This window comes from Candidatus Methanocrinis alkalitolerans, assembly GCF_029167205.1.
Lineage (GTDB): Archaea > Halobacteriota > Methanosarcinia > Methanotrichales > Methanotrichaceae > Methanocrinis > Methanocrinis alkalitolerans.
The window spans coordinates 56255-73277 of sequence record NZ_JARFPL010000012.1 but is presented as its reverse complement, the minus strand read 5'-3'; the positions used below and the strand labels follow the sequence as shown (position 1 = coordinate 73277).

Below are 17023 nucleotides of genomic sequence, written 5' to 3'. Positions count from 1 at the left end.
TCTCATTATCTGAACGCCCTTCGCTCGTCATCAGCAGTATCCTTGCTCGAGTTAAGCTTCTCGCAGGTGCTACTCCCTTCCGAAGGTATTGTTGTAATTTAGCTTCGTCTCCATCCTTCAAAGTCACAATGTAGGTCTTATTTCTTGGCACAATCTTAATCTTGACAAGTCTTATATGATTTATAATTTATGTTTTGGAGCACTAGATCGCCAATTTTAGGATCATACGATGATCACATTCGCCTTCTCTTCAGCTCTAGGGACCCCCAGAAAATCTATCATTTCCTCCGCCGTCCCTTCGACTGGTCTGAAATCGATGATCATCACCCTATCCTCGTCGTGCTTTATGAGATCTGTCAGCGATGCTATCATCTCCACCCGACCCTTGGGGGTGAGGTCACATCGGAATACGGATTAGTGAACGGCATCTCCAAAAGGCCATCTCAAATCCCAGAGATATATAAAGGCCCTCTGACGAGATGAAGGGGGAGGATATTCCTCATCGACCGACATCGTAAAATCCAGCTTCCCCAAATTCCTGGTTGAGGCGAAGATAGTTGATAAGAGATAGATCCATCCTGGTGACGGGCGGGGCGGGCTTCATAGGTAGCCACCTCGTCGACCGGCTCATTGAATTGAACAGGGTCACCGTCCTCGACAACTTCAGCTCCGGAAAGAGGGAGTTGCTCGAGGACCACCTGAATAGGCCCAACTTCACCCTCATCGAGGCTGACCTTATGAATCCCCCCGCCACCGAGGCCGCCCTCGAGGGGATCGACCTCGTCTTCCACCTCGCCGCAAACCCCGACGTCAAGGTCGGCGCCACGGACACAAAGACCCACCTCAACCAGAACGTCGTCGCCACATACAACCTCCTCGAGGCCATGAGGAAGAAGGGCGTCAGAAAGATCGCCTTCGCCTCCACCTCCACCGTCTACGGCGAGGCCAGGATCGTGCCGACACCTGAAGATTACGGCCCCCTCCTCCCCATATCCCTCTACGGGGCGTCGAAGCTCGCCTCCGAGGCGCTGATATCCGCCTTCTGCGGGACCTTCAGTATGCGCTCCTGGATATTCAGGTTCGCCAACATCGTCGGAGAACGGGGGACCCACGGGGTGATCGTCGACTTCATCAAGAAGCTGGAAATGGACGGCTCGCAGCTGGAGATCCTCGGCTCCGGGAGGCAGAGGAAGTCCTACCTCCTCGTCGACGACTGCGTCGATGCGATGATATTTGCCATCGCCCATTCCACGGATCGGGTAAACGTCTTCAACGTCGGATCCAACGATTCGGTGGACGTCACCGAGATCGCCGACGTAGTCGTCGAGAAGATGAACCTCTCGGGCGTCAAATACAGGTACACCGGCGGGATCGAGGGGCGGGGCTGGAGGGGTGACGTCAAGACGATGCTCCTATCGACGGAGGCGATGGAGAACCTGGGCTGGAGGCCCCGCCGCACCTCCCGGGAGGCGATCGAGGCGGCCGCGGAGGCGCTTCTGCGCCGATGAGCCGGATTTACGGGAGGAGCTTGACCCGGAGCTTTGAGAAGTCCTCTTTTACGTCCGCCCTTATCCCCATCTTGGAGAAGATGTCCTCCACCTCCGTCCTGACGAACCTCTTGGGGATGTCGTAGCCGAGGAGGAGGGTGAAGTCGGCGTCGGAGGTCTTGCTCACCTTGAAGAGGTTGCAGAGCTCAAGCCTCCTCAGGACCGCCTCAGCCTTCTGGTTCTTCTGCTTGAACTCCTCGGCGTGGGCCAGGGATACCTTCTGGTGCATCTCCCAGAACTTCTCCTTATCCGGGTGGGTCTCGATGAAGCTGAGAAAGAGGATCCAGTGGTCGATGTCCAGGATGATATGCTCGCCGACGGACAACAGATCAGAGTAGGCGTAGATCTTCTCCTCGTCGACGGAGTCGAAGAGGGGTTTGTGCTTGCTGTAGAACTTCAGGGCCGCCCTCATCAGCTCGCTCTGAGATATACCCAGATCCTCCCTCATCTCTCGGAAGAGCTTTGCGGCCTCCGTATCCAGGGCTATCGTCACCCTCTCCGGCGCTTTTGCCATAGCGAGTTTCCTTTCCCGCCGCATCTATTTTACCTTTTTTGTGCTTTTGAACCGAAGAGCTCCTCGTCTGACCTCCCCTGGATGCTCCTGGCTATCTCCTCCAGGGAGGCGTACCTCTCCCTCCATCTCCTGATCTCTTCGACGACCTCGCCCTTCGCCCTTATGGTCACCTTCTTCTCCCCGGCGGAGAATTCCGCCTCAGGGATGCCAGGAGGCTCCGCGGAGATCTTCCCGTTGCCCATGGTGCAGCCGGTGGAGATCTGGATCCCGTCGAGGAGGCAGGAGAGGGAGGGGACGTTTCCCGTCTTGGCCACCGCCCTCATCCCCTCAAACCCCGAAGATCCCAGCTCTCTTTTCGCGAGGTGCCCCATCCTCACCCCCAGGACGAGGAAGGGCCCGAGATGGCCGTGAAACTCGACGGCCTTTTGGACCGCATCTTCGATGATTGCCCCACCCTCCTCTTCGGCCTTTATCTCCAAGGGGATCCCTCCGGCGTTTCATCCGTCGTCGGAGAGATCGCCGGAGCGGATCCGATCTTCAGGCTCCGAGAGCCACGACCCCTCCCCTTCGAGGACTGCCTCTTTGTAGAGGATCGGACCCAGGTCGAGGACGGCGACGACCTGGGGTTTGTAGCCGTACTTCTCGGGGATCTTATTCTGCCAGCGGTCGGAGTGGAGGTAGCCCTGGAGGTCCTCTTCGGAGCGGAATACGTACATCGCCCCCCACTCACCCTTATCAGGATCGGTCCACCATACCTTGCTGTAGAGCCCCTCCATATCTCGAAACGCCTGGTATGAGACCAGAAATTTCTCGCGCATCGCTTCGGTCATCTCCGGCTTTTCAGGCCTGAATACCACCCAGAGCGCCTTCTTTTCAGCAACCATCTAACTCCTCCATCGTATCCTCCTTGGAACGCGGCAATTGATCCCCGACTCCGGCAGAGGGGTGGGGCGGCTCATGAGAGCCGGTTTTTATAATCCTCGTACCCGAACTTCCGGACGATCCTCGTCTCCCCAAAAGGGTCGCGGATGGCGATGGTGGGCAGGCGCATCCCGTTGAAGGCGTTGTTCTTCACCATGGTATAGTGGGCCATGTCCAGGAAGACGATCCTGTCGCCCACCTCCAGGGGCCGGGAAAAGGAGTAGTCTCCCATGACGTCTCCCGCAAGGCACGTCATCCCTCCGAGCCTGTAGTCATGAGGAAGCTCTCCTGTGAGGGCAGCCCCCTGGACCTCGGGCCGGTAGGGCATCTCCAGGACGTCGGGCATGTGGGCCGCGGCTGAGGTGTCCAGGATCGCTATCTTCATGCCGTTATCGACGACGTCCAAGACCGATGCCACGAGGACCCCGGCGTTGAGGGCGACGGCCTCGCCGGGCTCCAGGTAGACTTCGAGGGACCGTCTCTCCGCAAAGTCGTTTATCGTCTCGCAGAGGAGGTCGATCTCGTAGCCCGGCCGGGTGATATGGTGGCCGCCCCCGAAGTTCACCCACTCCATCCCATCGAGGTATTCGCCGAACTTCTCCTCGAAGACCGCGAGGGTCCTTTTGAGGCTGTCGGCCCCCAGCTCGCAGAGGTTGTGGAAGTGAAGGCCGCTGATCCCTGCCAGGGGATCGTCGCCGTCGGCGCCGCCGTCTACGACAGCATCCTTGAAGTTTCTATAAGTCGTCCCGAGGCGCGAGTTCGGGCTGCAGGGGTCATAGATCGGGACCTTCACCTCCCGGTGCTCGGGGTTGACCCTGATCCCGCAGCAGACCTCCTCGCCGTCGTTTTTCCCCTCCTCTACCTTCGGCCTGAACCGTCTCCACTGAGAGAAGGAGTTGAAGACTATGTGGTCGGAGTAACCGAGAAGCTCGACGAACTCCTCCTCCCTGTAGGCGGGGGCCGTGACGTGGACCTCGCCGCCGAACTCCTCAAAGCCGAGGCGGGCCTCGTGAAGGGAGCTGGCGGCGACGCCGGAGAGGTGGCGACGGATCTGCGGAAATAGGCTCCAGGCAGCAAACCCCTTCAGGGCCAGAAGGATCTTGCAGCCGGTCCGGTCCTGGACGGAGTCGAGGATATCGAGGTTCCTCTCAAAGGCGGCCTCGTCCAGGATGTAGCAGGGGGTAGGGACCTCCATCTCGCCGATATCCTCCAGAACGGATCCTGATATCCTCCTTTCCGCAGCGACCTCCATCGCATCGCCCTCCATCGCATCGCCCTCTATTTCGCCGACCTCCAGCGCCTCGATCGCCGCAGCTCCCATCCCCGCCGATCTGAACTCCTTCTCCCTCGCCTTCTTCGACCGTTTCGCCTCCATCTCTATACCTCGTCGTCAGTCCAGAAATTCCCCGGTCCAGGGGAGGCCAAACTTCGGCAGTAGCTCCATGAAGGGGTCGGGGTCGAGCTCCTCGACGTTGAAGACCCCCTCCCTCCTCCAGACCCCGGTGGAGATGAGCATCGCCCCGATCATCGCCGGGACCCCTGTGGTGTAGTGGACCGCCTGGGCAGAGGCCTCCTGGTAGGCCTCGACATGGTCGCAGATGTTGTAGATGAAGTACCTCTTCTCATCTCCGTCGATCTTTCCATCGATGAGGCATCCGATGCAGGTCTTCCCCTGGTACCCCTCGCCGAGGCCCGCGGGATCGGGGAGGAGCGCCTTCAGGAACTTGAGGGGGACGACCTGCCTCCCCTCGTAGACGACGGGGTCGATCCTGGTCATCCCGACGTTCTGAAGGACCCGGAGGTGGGTCAAGTACTCATCAGAGAAGGACATCCAGAACCGGAGCCTTCCGACGTCGGGGATGTTCTTCGCCAGGGACTCCAGCTCCTCGTGGTAGAGGAGGCGGACCTCTCGGACCCCGATCCCTGGAAAGTCGAAGGTCTTGGATACCGAGAGGGGGGCGACCTCGATCCACCGGCCGTCCTGGTAGTACCTGCCGGGGGCGGTCACCTCCCGGATGTTGATCTCGGGGTTGAAGTTGGTGGCGAAGGGGTGGCGGTGAACGCCGCCGTTACAGTCCAGGATATCGATCCTCTCGATCTCGTCGAAGACGTGCTTTGAAGCATGGGCGCAGAAGGCGTTCGTCACGCCGGGATCGAAGCCGCATCCCAGGAGGGCCATGATCCCCCGCTCCTGAAACCGGGAGTGATAATCCCACTGCCACCGATAACAGAACTTCGCCTCGTCCCTCGGCTCGTAGTTGGCGGTGTCCAGGTAGTCTACCCCCGTCGCTAGACACGCCTCCATGATCGTCAGGTCCTGGTAGGGGAGGGCGGCGTTGACGATCAGTTCGGCTGAGACCTCCTCCACCAGGTCGACGAGCTGATGGACGTCGTCGGCGTCCACCTCCGCGATCTCGATGGGCTGGCCGATCCGGCTTCGTATCCGCTCGCACTTCTCTATCGTCCTGCTGGCTAAGACCACCTCAGAAAAGACCTCGGGAACCTCGGCGCATTTGGCGGCGACGACACCTCCCACGCCCCCGGCGCCGATGATCAATACCCTCCCCATTCTCATCCACCTCACGTCTTTTATCTTGTGACCTAGACTGCTTCTGCGCCCTTCTGCCCATGGCTTACCACTCTTCTTGGAGAATCGGCTAAAAAGTTATCCTCCGTCGGGCCCTGCGGGCCGGCGCCGACGAGCTCCGGGGGTGGCTCAATGGCCTGAGAAGCGAGGTGGGAACGGTGGATCCGGCTCCGGCGCCCTGGGCCGTCTCCCCAAACCGCCTATCCCCAAACCGCCCCTCCCTGCAAGCCCCTCGGCGACCTCGTCAGAAAGCCGTCTTGACCCTCGTCCTCCCTTCTCTGATCTCCAACTCTGCCCTATCTATCGCCGCCTTGACGGCGGCGGGGGTGGCCTCATCGTAGCGATCGTTTCGAGCCAGCCCCACGCCCCCCTCCCGGATCCCCAGGGTCTCGGCCCCGCCGAAGGGGAGGACGCCGTTGACGTAGAGCTCCAGGGCCCAAAGGAGGCTCGCGTCGACGTTCTTCATCATCGAGGTGAGGATGGTGGAAGCCTCCTCGGGGTCGGTCTCCTCGATCATCATCGCCTGGTCGGAGTCGACGCCGATGGCGTATTTCCCAGACTCCGCAGCGGCCCGGAAGACGCCGAGGCCCGTCGTCCCCGCCGCCTGGAATATGATGTCTGCCCCCTTCCCGTACATCTCCGCCGCCAGGGCCTCGCCGAGGGCGGGGTCGTCCCAGCTCTCCGCATACTCCACCAGGACCACGACCTCGGGGCCCACGGACTGCGCGCCCTGCCGGTAGCCCACGACGAAGTCGTTTATGGTGGTGGAGTTCTGGCCGCCGAGGATGCCGATCGTCCCCGACTCCGTCATCAGGGCGGCGTAGACCCCCGCAAGGTAGGCGCCCTCGTTCTGGCGGTAGACGACGGAGTAGACGTTCTCATAGCTGCCCTCAGAGTAGTCTACGGAGGAGTCGTAGATTATGAACCTCTTATCGGGGTGCTTTTTTGCGACCTCCGAGAGGAGATCGCGCATCAGCGCCGTCCCCGTGATCAGGAGGTCGTAATCCTCGCCGGCGGCGGCAGCCTCCAGCAATTCCCTCCATGCTGAGGAGTTGTAGCCCGCCTCGATCGTCACCACCTCGATCCCGAGCTCGGCCTCCGCCTCAGCTATCCCTCGGGCCGCCGAGTCGAAGAAGGAACCGTCTCCCAGGGCGCCGTTGATGAAGTGGACGACCAACACGGCGCTCTCGTCGGCGTTGGCCGACGATGGCGCCGCGAATATAAGCGCTATTATTAAAACGGGGAATAATCTTTGTGTCACGTCTTCCGGGTGGGATTTTCTACTATTATACGGCTTTGCTTGCTGATTACTGATTGACAAGAGGGAAAAGGGAATTTGTGGGGAAGGAGGGAACAATTTATTTGAGCAGATGAATTAAATCCTGCAAAGTCATCGTTGAAAACAGCATTTCTATTTAAATTAAAGAATAATTTTTTTAATAGATTATATTCAGATTAGTCGGATTTTTGAAACTCTCCATTGAGGCCGGTTCGTTTTTAGAACCAGGATCTTAAAAGGAGGGAGGAGCAAAAGTCGTTAACGGAGGGTAGAGGGAGAGAATAGCTCACGACTTTTGCCATACCCATTTACGTCATTTGACGAATATATACCTTTCGGTCTATTTATAAGCGGGTCGCCTCCTCCGCCTCCTTTGGGGGCTTGTCCACCCGAAAGTCGATGACGATGTTGTACTGGTGGGGGGCGTAGCTGCGAACGACCCCGCGGCGGAGGATCTCGACTTCTACGCCTGCGTCCCTCGCCGCATCTTCGACGAAAGCCGTATCTCTGGCGTAGAGGTTGTCCTCGGGGGCGATGGCGTAGTAGTGGACGACCCCGCCGTCCTTCGCGATTTTCATCGCCACCCCCAGGAAGTCTCGGGCGGAATGGGGGAGGTTCATGATGATCCGGTCGGCACAGTTCTCGTACCGCTCTGCCAGATCTGCGGCATCGGCCTCCATGATGACGATCTCGTCGATCCGGTTGAGGCGGGCATTCTCCCGCAGCAGCCTCACAGCATCGGGGTTCTTGTCGACGGCGACGACCTTCGCCCCCCTCTTCGCGATGAGGAGGGCAAAGGGGCCCACCCCGGCGAACATGTCGAAGGCCGCCTCCCCGGACCTCACCAGCCCTGCGACCCTGAGCCTCTCTGTCCCCAGGCGGGGGGTGAAGTAGGCCCTCTCCAGGTCGATTCGATACCTCAGGCCGTGCTCCTTGTGGACTGTCGTCGTCCGCTCCTCCCCGGCGACGGGGCGGAACCGCCGGGTCCGAAACTCCCCCTCCACCGCAGAAAGAGGCGATATCACCGCGCGGACGTTCCTGTGGACTGCCATGATGGCGGCGGCCGCCACCTCATTCGGGTCCTCCAGGATTGCCACGTCCCCCACCACCTCGAAGGACGGTTTGTGACCGAGGAGCCCCTCCACCGTCTCCTTCGGAGCCTCGTCCTGGAACTCTGCCTCGACGACCTCGAACTTTCCGATTCCGGCGAGCTCCTCTCTCGCCTCGCAGGAGAGCTCCAGGATGGGCATATAAAGGTCGCCGCCCTCGGTCCTGATCTTCCGGGACCGGTCGAAGGCTCCGATCTCCACGAGCCTCCGCCGAAAGCCCTCCCCCTCACCCCTCCTGACCTTCAGCCCCAGAGACGCCATAAGAGTGCCTCACTTTCGGCCGTCGGCCCTGCTGATCCCCGACGCCTCCATCTGCTCTCCCTTGATGGCGGCGTAGATCTCTTCCTGGCTCGGTCCCTGGGTCTTGACATGCCTTCCTCCGGCGGCGATGGCGATCTTCTCTGGTAGCTTTGAGCCTTGGATGCCGACGTCCACCACCAGCAGGTGTACCCCCGACCTCCTCAGATCATGGCCGACCTCCTCCGCCTCCCGGCCCGGATCCCCCGCTACTTCCAGAGGTACGTTGGCGGTCCCGTCGGTGATCAGGACGAGGATCGGGACTGCCGAAGGCTCCCTCTCCCGTTCCCGGGCGAGGAGGGCGGAGCCGGTCAATAGGCCGCTGGCGAGGGGGGTCGTCCCGCCGTACTCGATCCCGTCGAGGCGCCCCTTCGCGGTCACCGCCGCCGGGGTGAAGGGGAGGACGACCTTAGCCACCCTCCCCGAGCAGGAGACGAGGGCCACCCTATCCCTCCTCTGGTAGGCGTCTTTCAGAAGCTCCATCACCACCTTCCTGGCGACCGACCCCCACTCCTCCATGGAGAAGCTGGAGTCGAGGACGATCCCGATGAGGGTGGACACCTTCCGGCGCCTCACCTTCTCCCGGAGGTCCTCTTCCCTTATGACAACTCCTCCGCCCTTGGCGCCGCCTCCGCCGGGGCGGGCCAGCGCCGCCCTGATGGTGGGGGCTAGGGCGACGTCTTTCGCCTTTCCCCGGGGCATCCGGGCCCGGACGTACCTCCCCCTCTTTCCCGAGGCCAGGACCTCCGCCCTCCTCCCCGGGGCCGGCGACTTCGAGGCGGTCCTCTTCTCTGACCTGGCGAAATGGTCGAGGATGCCGGCGAGGTCGCCAGAATTGAGGCCTCCTCCGCCCCGGCTTGACGACAGAAGGGACAGAAGGGCTTCGGGGTCGATCTCCACGAAGGTCTCGTCCCCCAGGAGGATGACGGCGTCGATCTCCTCCGTCCTGATCGACGGCCTTCGCGTATCCAGGATCAACCTGATCTGCGAGACGTCTTCGACGGTGATCATGCCAGCCCTCGCCCGAGGGATCCTGATCCCCAAAGCGGGCCCTCCGGAAAAGAGGACTTTGCAGCCGTAATCTCGATCGAGGTTTCTTCTGAAGATGGCTGCCACCTCCTCCGGAGGGGGGTGGGGGGGCTTTGGCGCCGGCGGGACCATCAGGCCACCATCGATCGGAGCCTCTCGGGGCTGAACTCGCCGTCGTCGAAGGGGGTCTTCCTCATCCGGTGGGGCAGGACCATCTCCGCCGCGGCGACGATGTCCCCGTTCTCGACCCTCACTCTCCCTTCGAAGGCGGCGTTCGTCCTCGCCGCCCGCTCGATCATGATGTCCGCCCGATGGCCGTCGACCCCGAACTCCACGGAGATCTTAGCGATCTTCAAAAGCTCCCCCCTCCCACAGCTCGCCCTGGGGAGGGCCTTTTTCGCGGCGACGATCCTGTTGGTGAGCCTGTTGGCCTCAACCTCGAACTCCTTTCTGAACTTGGCAGGGTCTGACGCGAATCTGTTGGACCTCTCGATGATCTCGACCCTCTGCTCGACGTCGGATATCCCCTCGACCTCCACCTGGAGGGCGATCCTGTCGAGAAGCTGGGGCCGCAGCTCCCCCTCTTCGGGGTTCATGGACCCTACGATGATGAAGCTCGCGGGGTGGCTTGCGCTCACCCCCTCCCTCTCCACGACGTTCATCCCCATGGCGGCGGCGTCCAGGAGGGCATCGACGACGTAGTCGTCCAGGAGGTTGATCTCGTCTACATACAGTATCCCCCGGTTAGCCTCCGCCAGGACCCCGGGCTCGAAGGCCCTCTCCCCGCCCCGGAGCGCCCTCTCCATGTCCAGAGACCCCACCACCCGGTCCTCCGTCGCCCCCACGGGGAGGTCGACGACCCTCATGGGCCTCACCTCCGTTGGGAGGATTCCTTCCTTCAGCCGTTCGGCGCACTCCCAGCAGAGGTTCTCCCCGTCCCCCGGATCGCAGCCGAACCTGCAGCTCGTCACCACCTCGATCCCCGGGAGGACCTCCGCCAGCCCCCGGACGGCGGTGGACTTGGCCGTCCCCTTCTGCCCCCTGATCAGGACCCCCCCGATGGAGGGGTTGATGGCGTTGAGGATGAGGGCACGCTTCATCTTCTCCTGGCCGACGATGGCGGCGAAGGGGTATAGGAGCCTCTTCGACCTCAAATGGGCGAGGGCGAAGCCCTCTCTTCCCCCGTCCATCGGGGCGAAGGAACCGCCCTGTGACCTCGACGACCTCTCTCCGGCTCCGATCCCATCCCCCTCTCGGGCGGACGAAACTTTCTTCGAGGGCGCATCCTGACCCGCCTTCGAAGCGATCCTGTCGGAAGGTCCCCCCTCACTTCTTTCCCTTATGACGCCGGTTATCCGCAAAATTGCCACCTCAATAGTACCTGAGCATAATCGCCGAAAGGAGGGTCACTATGAGCAGCGACAGCCCCAAAAAGTAGAGTCCGAAGAGAGGGTTGAGGTTCTGCCTCCTCTTTTTGGTCGAGATGTTGTTTAGGTAGACGAGAGATATGCTCATCGTCACCAGGAAAATGATCGCCGATATCAGGATCACAGACCCCGCCACGATGACGTACTCCGCAGTCCAGGTGTAGGATGTGGCGTACAGCAGGTCGAGGAAGAAGTCCTTGCCGTTCCTCTCGTAGGCGGAGGTTACCCAGAGCATGGTGTAGGCGATCTCCGCCGCCCCCATCACCGCCGATGTTACGGCGATGCCCAGGAGGGTGAAGATCGAGCCTATATCCGAAACCGATACGTCTATCTCCCATTCCCTCTCCAAACGAGTTCACCGGAAAAGGATACGTCCTGGTGGATTAAAAGGGTTTAGATCGTCCGCCACCCAAGACGTTTTAATATTTTATACCTGGAGCTGAGATCCAGCGTCATGCGGCATCCCAAACCCCGCCATGGGGGCCAAAAGCGTCAAATATAATACTGCCACAATTTGCAATTGTGTTCGCGATCAGGATAGCCTTAAATCGATATAGCCATATCATCATCTAAGGTGTGAGACGTGAAAGAGATTCAGCTCAAGGTGGCGAAGGCCTACCCCAACGACTCGGCCCGAGGGATCGCTCGCCTCGACCCCAACGCCCTCCTGACCTTGCGGCTATCGCCGGGAGACATCATCGAGATCGAGGGGAGGAGGACCTCCGCCGCCAAGGTCTGGCGTGCCGACCGGCAGGACTGGAGCCAGGACTACATCAGGATAGACGGCTTCATCAGGCACAACGTCGGTGCGAGCATAGGGGATCGGGTGAAGATCAGGAAGGCGAAGGAGGCGGAGGCGCTCAGGGCCGTCCTCTCCCCGCCCTCCGGAGCTCACACCTACTACGGCGAGGACGCCGTCGAGCAGATCAAAAGGCAGACCCTGAAGCGGCCCATAGTCCGGGGGGACATCCTCCCCATCATGAGCACCTCGGGCCACCCCTTCATAGGAAGGATGGAGGCGGTCCCCTTGATGGTGACGGAGACCGATCCCGATGGCGTGGTGGTGATCACCGAGAGGACCGAGTTATCCCTCCTAGATCGACCGGCGAAGGGCTTCGGCTCGGTGAAGGGGACGGGGATCACATATGAGGACGTCGGAGGCCTCAGAAACGAGGTCCAGCGGGTAAGGGAGATGATCGAGCTTCCCATGAAGCACCCCGAGATCTTCACCAGGCTCGGGATCGAACCGCCCAAGGGCGTCCTTCTCCACGGCACCCCTGGAACGGGAAAGACCCTCATCGCGAAGGCCGTCGCCAACGAGACGAACGCCAGTTTCTTCTCCATCGCCGGGCCCGAGGTGATGTCCAAGTACTACGGCGAGTCTGAGCAGAGGCTCAGGGAGATCTTCGAGGAGGCGAACCGGAGCACCCCTTCGATAATATTCATCGACGAGCTCGACTCCATTGCCCCCAAGAGAGGTGAGGTGAGCGGGGAGGTGGAGAGGAGGGTCGTCGCCCAGCTCCTCGCCATGATGGACGGCCTCAAGGAGAGGGGGCAGGTGGTGGTGATCGGAGCCACCAACAGGATCGACGCCATCGATCCGGCTCTGAGGCGTCCGGGGAGGTTCGACCGGGAGATCGAGATAGGCGTCCCCGACAGGACCGACAGGAAGGAGATCCTGGAGATCCATGTAAAGAACATGCCCATCGACGGATCGGTGAAGATCGACGACCTCGCCGACAGAACCAACGGCTTCGTCGGAGCCGACATATCCGCCCTCTGCAAGGAGGCGGCGATGAAGGTCCTCCGAAGGCACCTGCCGGAGATATCCTTCGACGACGAGATCCCCAGTGAGGTCCTCGACGGGATGTCGGTGACGGTCGAGGACTTCGAGAACGCCCTGAAGGAGATCGAACCCTCGGCCATGAGGGAGGTCTACGTAGAGATCCCCGACGTCAGCTGGAAGGACGTCGGAGGGATAGGCCCCCTGCGGCAGGAGATCATTGAGTCGGTGGAGTGGCCTTTGAAGCGCCCCGCCAAGTTCCAGGAGATGGGGATCAGGCCGCCCCGGGGCGTCCTCCTCTACGGCCCCCCCGGCACCGGAAAGACCCTCATCGCGAGAGCCGTCGCCATGGAGACGGAGGCGAACTTCATATCCGTCAAGGGCCCCCAGCTCCTCTCAAAGTGGGTGGGCGAATCGGAGAAGGCGGTGAGGGAGGTATTCAAAAAGGCGAGGCAGGTCTCGCCCGCCATAATCTTCTTCGACGAGCTCGACGCCATAGCCCCCATGAGGGGGATGGAGGAGGGGCACAGGACGAGCGAGCGGGTGGTAAACCAGCTCCTGGCAGAGCTAGACGGCCTGGAGACCCTCAAGGACGTGGTGGTGGTCGCAGCCACCAACCGGCCGGACATCATCGACCCCGCCCTCCTCCGGTCCGGGAGGTTCGACAGGCTCCTCTTCGTCGGCCCCCCGGATCGGGCGGGGCGGCTGGAGATCCTCAAGATCCATACGTCGAAGACGCCGAGCGGAGACGACGTCAGCCTTGAAGAGCTGGCGGAGCTGACGGAGAGCTATGTGGGGTCGGACCTCGAGTCCCTCTGCAGGGAGGCGGTGATGCTCGCTCTGAGAGAGGACCCGGAGGCGGGCGAGGTGGAGATGAGACACTACCGGGAGGCTCTGAAGAAGGTGAGGCCCAGCTTCGAGGAGAATATGGTGCGGTACTACGAGCGGATCAACGAGAGGTTCAGAGGAGGGGTCAAGGTCGACCCGTCCTCCTATCTGGGGTACCGGTGAGGTGGGTCCATTGGCCAAGATCTACGCCCGGAGCCTCGCAGGAAAGGAGATCGTGACGATGGGGGGGACGGTCCTGGGGGAGCTGGAGAATATCATCCTCGACCCCGAGACAGGGAGGCTCATCGACCTATTGGTGAAGCCCGATTCGGAGTTTGACCCCACCAGGTACAGAAGGGAGGGGAAGCTGATCCTCGTCCCCTTCTCCTCGGTATGCGCCCTGAAGGACTACATCGTCATCGACGAGAAGAGGGCTGAAAGGTGAGGTGGCCGGACCTCCAGAGTACGGACCTTCGGATTGCGGATCGACAGATTGCGGATCGACAGATTGCGGATCGACAGATTGCGGATCGACAGATTGCGGATCGACGGAGACGGGGGGGGGGCGGCTTGATAAAGCCGATCACCGGCCTCTTCCTCGTCTTCTGGGGGCTGGTGAAGGTCTTCCAGGGCTGGTTGCTCTTCGACGGCGGCGACTTTGCCGGGGTCGCGGTGGTCCTCTTAGGCGCCCTGGCGGCGTTGGCGGGGGCTTTATTTCTGGCCGATTCTCTATGGTGAAAGGCGACCATTCCCCATGGGAGAGGCTCTGCTGCTTAGATCTCTCCTCGGCCTGGAAAAGCTTAACTTTCTTCGCAGCAACTCTCAGCCGATGACCGAGAGGAGATCTCGTCTGGTGGTCGGAGTCATCGTCTTGATCGCGATCTTTGGAGCTGGTTGTTTGACAAAAGATGAGGATGCTGGAAAGAGGATGGAAGAATCCGGGGGGGCGATGGTCCTTTTGGAGACGAACATGGGAGACGTGACGATTCGGCTTCGCGACGATATGCCCGTCACCGCCGGGAACTTCAAAAAGCTCGTCGCCGACGGCTTCTACGACGGCGTGGTATTCCACCGGGTCATCGACGGGTTCATGATCCAGGGCGGAGACCCCACGGGGACAGGCCGCGGCGGTCCCGGCTACGCCATAAAAGATGAGTTCTCCCGCCAGAACCGAAACGACAGGGGGACGGTCTCCATGGCCAACGCCGGCCCCAACACCGGCGGAAGCCAGTTCTTCATAAACCTCGTCGACAACAACTACCTCGACAGGATGCATCCGGTCTTCGGTGAGGTCGTCGGCGGCATGGAAGTCGTCGACAGGATGGGGAAGGTGAAGACCGGCGCCGGGGACAGGCCCCTCGAAGACGTCGTCATCGTCAGGGCGAGGGTCGTCTCCTGAGCCCGTCTCCATTTTCAATTTTTTCTATTCCCATTCTGGCATATCCGATTCCGGGATCGTACGGCAGCCCCGTCACAACATGTAAATACCCTCTCCGACGATTCGGTAAGAAATGCGAGGGGGGTCACCGGGGCTGGATCGAGGAGAAGTGCAGGAGGTCGCAGGCGTATTCGCCGTAACTCTCCTCGGCCTCCTCGTCAGATTGGCGCCCATGAGGGGGGCGCTCGTCGGCGGAGACGTCCTATTTTACGGCTCTGACTCCTACTACCACATGAGGAGGGTCCTCTACACCGTCGAACACTTCCCTTCCACACTCTGGTTCGACCCTTACCTCAACTACCCGAAGGGGATGGAGCTCCTGTGGCCCCCCCTCTTTGATCAGCTCATAGCCGGGACAGCCCTCCTCCTGGGCGCAGGATCTCAAAGGTCGGTGGAGATGGTGGGGGCGATCGTCCCTCCCATCCTCGGTTCTCTCGCCATCGTCTCCCTCTACCTTCTGGCCCGGGCCCTCTTCGGCCGGCGGGTCGCCCTCCTCTCGGCCCTCTTCTTTGCCCTCAACCCCCACCACGCCAGCGCATCCATATTCGGCCGCCCCGATCACCACGTATTTGAGACCTTCCTCCTGGTGAACATCCTCCTCTTTCTGGTCCTGGCCCTCAAAAGCAAGGATAAACGGCTCTTTTATGCTGCCTGCTCCGGGGTTTTTATGGCCTCTCTCGCCTATACATGGATCGGGGCCGGAGCATATATCGGGACGTTCCTCGTCTACATCGCAATCCAGGCCACCCTCCACCTCCGCCGAAGGACCTCCTCTGAGGACGACCTTTCGATCTTCCTTGCCGCCTTCGGGGTATGCCTGATACTGATGATCCCCTTCTGGAAGGAGGCTTGGCTCACCCCCTCTTTCTTCACCGCAGCCGCCCTTCTCCTGATGACATCGATCATCCTCCTCTTATCCCGGACCTTTCGGGAGAGGGACCTCCCCTGGCCCGCCTTTCTCCCGGCGGTCGCAGCCCTCGGCTACCTCCTCCTGATAGCCGCCTACGCCCTCGGCCCTTCTATGGGGGCATCTCTCCTCTTCAACGAGGCTTTGAGCTACTTCTTCGGCGGTAGCCTCTCTCATAAAGTGGCGGAGGCAGCCCCCCTTTATGCCGCCGTAAGACCTCTCTCCGTCACCGGTTTCAATCTGACGATCGCCGTCATGGGGTTCGCCTGCCTCTGGAGGTCGAATATCGATAAAGATCAGCTCCTCTTCCTGGTCTGGACGGTCTCGATCCTGATCTTCGCCCTCTTCCAGAACAGGTTCCTCTACGTCTTATCCGCCAGCATGTCGGTCCTCATGCCCCTCTTCTTCTTCAGAGCGGTGGCGATCTTCGACGCTTCGAGATGGGGTAGGAGCGAGGACCTTTCGAGATATTTCGGCCCAGCCCTCCTCATCCTCCTCCTAATCCCATCGGCGGCGACCGTCTCCGAGGGGCTCTCGGTCCGTCCCGCCATCGTTGAAGACGGCTGGGATGCCCCCCTCCTCTGGCTCGCGGAGAACTCGATGGAGACCCGAAGCTTTGGAGAGCTGGAGGAGGCCCCAGAGTACGGCGTCCTGTGCTGGTGGGACCGGGGCAACTGGATCTTATACAGGTCGAAGAGACCGGTCGTAGCCAACGGATTTCAAGCGGGGGCAGAGGATGCGGCCAGGTTCTTCCTCTCCGGAGGCGAGACGGAGGCAAAGAGGATCCTGGATGAGAGGAGGTCGCGGTACGTGGTGACGGACTCGAAGATGGTGGGTTCGGGGCTATCGGCGATCCCGTTGTGGATCGGCGAAGAGCCCACCGATTACGTCAGGAACGACGGTGCAGGCCGCCAACATACAGAGAAGTTCATGAGAACCACCCTCGCCCGCTGCCACCTGTACGACTGTCGGGAGATGAGCCATCTCCGGCTGATCTACGAGTCTGAGCCGATGGGGTCGGCCTCTCCGGCAGACCAGGTCAAGATCTTCGAGGTGGTCGCCGGTGCCAGGATCGTCGTCGCCTCCGGAGCGGACGAGGAGATCATCGCAACCCTGAACTTGACCACAAATCAGGGAAGACTGTTCCAGTACGCCATGAGCGGGACGGCTCAAAATGGGAGGTGCGAATTGATAGTCCCCTACTCGACAGAAGGGGGCGGCGCGGTCCGGGCCCTGGGACCCTACATAATATCCTCTGGGGGCGAGAGGAAGCTCGTCTTTGTGGCGGAGGAGGAGGTAATCCATGGGAGGGTGATGATGGTCGAACTTTGACACTTCCATCCTCCAAAAGTATTAA

The 17023-nt window shown here is 60.9% G+C and carries 17 protein-coding genes; 6 read left to right on the top strand and 11 right to left on the bottom strand.

Annotation, left to right across the window (positions count from 1 at the left end):
• Positions 1-222: 222 nt before the first annotated feature.
• Positions 223-378, bottom strand: coding sequence for a hypothetical protein (locus P0O24_RS05405; RefSeq protein WP_316968719.1), 156 nt, complete (start codon positions 376-378; stop codon positions 223-225).
• 179 nt (positions 379-557) lie between these two features.
• Between P0O24_RS05405 and P0O24_RS05400 the strand changes: the two genes are divergently transcribed.
• Positions 558-1508, top strand: a complete 951-nt coding sequence (locus P0O24_RS05400; protein WP_316968718.1) for an NAD-dependent epimerase/dehydratase family protein — start codon at positions 558-560, stop codon at positions 1506-1508.
• A gap of 7 nt (positions 1509-1515) precedes the next feature.
• On the opposite strand, the gene P0O24_RS05395 is transcribed toward P0O24_RS05400, so the two are convergent.
• The 10 genes from P0O24_RS05395 to P0O24_RS05350 form a co-directional block, all read right to left on the bottom strand.
• Complete coding sequence (locus P0O24_RS05395) at positions 1516-2061, bottom strand: ribbon-helix-helix protein, CopG family (RefSeq protein WP_316968717.1); 546 nt, start codon at positions 2059-2061, stop codon at positions 1516-1518.
• 29 nt (positions 2062-2090) lie between these two features.
• Positions 2091-2540 (bottom strand): formylmethanofuran dehydrogenase subunit E family protein, encoded by a 450-nt coding sequence (locus P0O24_RS05390; RefSeq protein ID WP_316968716.1) that lies wholly within the window; start codon positions 2538-2540, stop codon positions 2091-2093.
• 18 nt (positions 2541-2558) lie between these two features.
• Positions 2559-2945, bottom strand: a complete 387-nt coding sequence (locus tag P0O24_RS05385) for a YdhR family protein (protein ID WP_316968715.1) — start codon at positions 2943-2945, stop codon at positions 2559-2561.
• Positions 2946-3016: 71 nt separating this feature from the next.
• Complete coding sequence (nspC, locus tag P0O24_RS05380) at positions 3017-4177, bottom strand: carboxynorspermidine decarboxylase (RefSeq protein ID WP_394356709.1); 1161 nt, start codon at positions 4175-4177, stop codon at positions 3017-3019.
• A gap of 195 nt (positions 4178-4372) precedes the next feature.
• Positions 4373-5551 carry a saccharopine dehydrogenase family protein gene (locus P0O24_RS05375; protein WP_316968713.1) on the bottom strand — a complete coding sequence of 393 codons (1179 nt, stop codon included), beginning with the start codon at positions 5549-5551 and terminating at the stop codon, positions 4373-4375.
• A gap of 262 nt (positions 5552-5813) precedes the next feature.
• A complete protein-coding gene (locus tag P0O24_RS05370; protein ID WP_316968712.1) occupies positions 5814-6746 on the bottom strand; it encodes a BMP family lipoprotein in 933 nt (310 codons plus the stop codon).
• Positions 6747-7192: 446 nt separating this feature from the next.
• Positions 7193-8218, bottom strand: a complete 1026-nt coding sequence (locus P0O24_RS05365) for a class I SAM-dependent methyltransferase (RefSeq protein WP_316968711.1) — start codon at positions 8216-8218, stop codon at positions 7193-7195.
• A gap of 9 nt (positions 8219-8227) precedes the next feature.
• Entirely contained in the window at positions 8228-9415 is a 1188-nt protein-coding gene (locus P0O24_RS05360) for a VWA domain-containing protein (RefSeq protein WP_316968710.1), read from the bottom strand.
• Positions 9415-10644: an ATP-binding protein gene (locus P0O24_RS05355; protein ID WP_316968709.1), complete on the bottom strand. Its 1230-nt coding sequence runs from the start codon at positions 10642-10644 to the stop codon at positions 9415-9417. The genes P0O24_RS05360 and P0O24_RS05355 overlap by 1 nt, the downstream gene beginning before the upstream one ends.
• A 10-nt stretch (positions 10645-10654) precedes the next feature.
• Positions 10655-11059, bottom strand: coding sequence for a hypothetical protein (locus P0O24_RS05350; protein ID WP_316968708.1), 405 nt, complete (start codon positions 11057-11059; stop codon positions 10655-10657).
• A gap of 234 nt (positions 11060-11293) precedes the next feature.
• On the opposite strand from P0O24_RS05350, the gene P0O24_RS05345 reads away from it, so the two are divergent.
• The 5 genes from P0O24_RS05345 (at position 11294) to P0O24_RS05325 (ending at position 16998) form a co-directional block, all read left to right on the top strand.
• Positions 11294-13504, top strand: a complete 2211-nt coding sequence (locus P0O24_RS05345; protein WP_316968707.1) for a CDC48 family AAA ATPase — start codon at positions 11294-11296, stop codon at positions 13502-13504.
• A gap of 10 nt (positions 13505-13514) precedes the next feature.
• Positions 13515-13766 carry a PRC-barrel domain-containing protein gene (locus P0O24_RS05340; RefSeq protein WP_394356705.1) on the top strand — a complete coding sequence of 84 codons (252 nt, stop codon included), beginning with the start codon at positions 13515-13517 and terminating at the stop codon, positions 13764-13766.
• A gap of 125 nt (positions 13767-13891) precedes the next feature.
• Entirely contained in the window at positions 13892-14059 is a 168-nt protein-coding gene (locus P0O24_RS05335; protein WP_316968705.1) for a hypothetical protein, read from the top strand.
• 190 nt (positions 14060-14249) lie between these two features.
• Positions 14250-14720, top strand: a complete 471-nt coding sequence (locus P0O24_RS05330) for a peptidylprolyl isomerase (protein ID WP_394356708.1) — start codon at positions 14250-14252, stop codon at positions 14718-14720.
• A gap of 112 nt (positions 14721-14832) precedes the next feature.
• Entirely contained in the window at positions 14833-16998 is a 2166-nt protein-coding gene (locus tag P0O24_RS05325; protein WP_316968703.1) for an STT3 domain-containing protein, read from the top strand.
• Positions 16999-17023 lie beyond the last annotated feature (25 nt).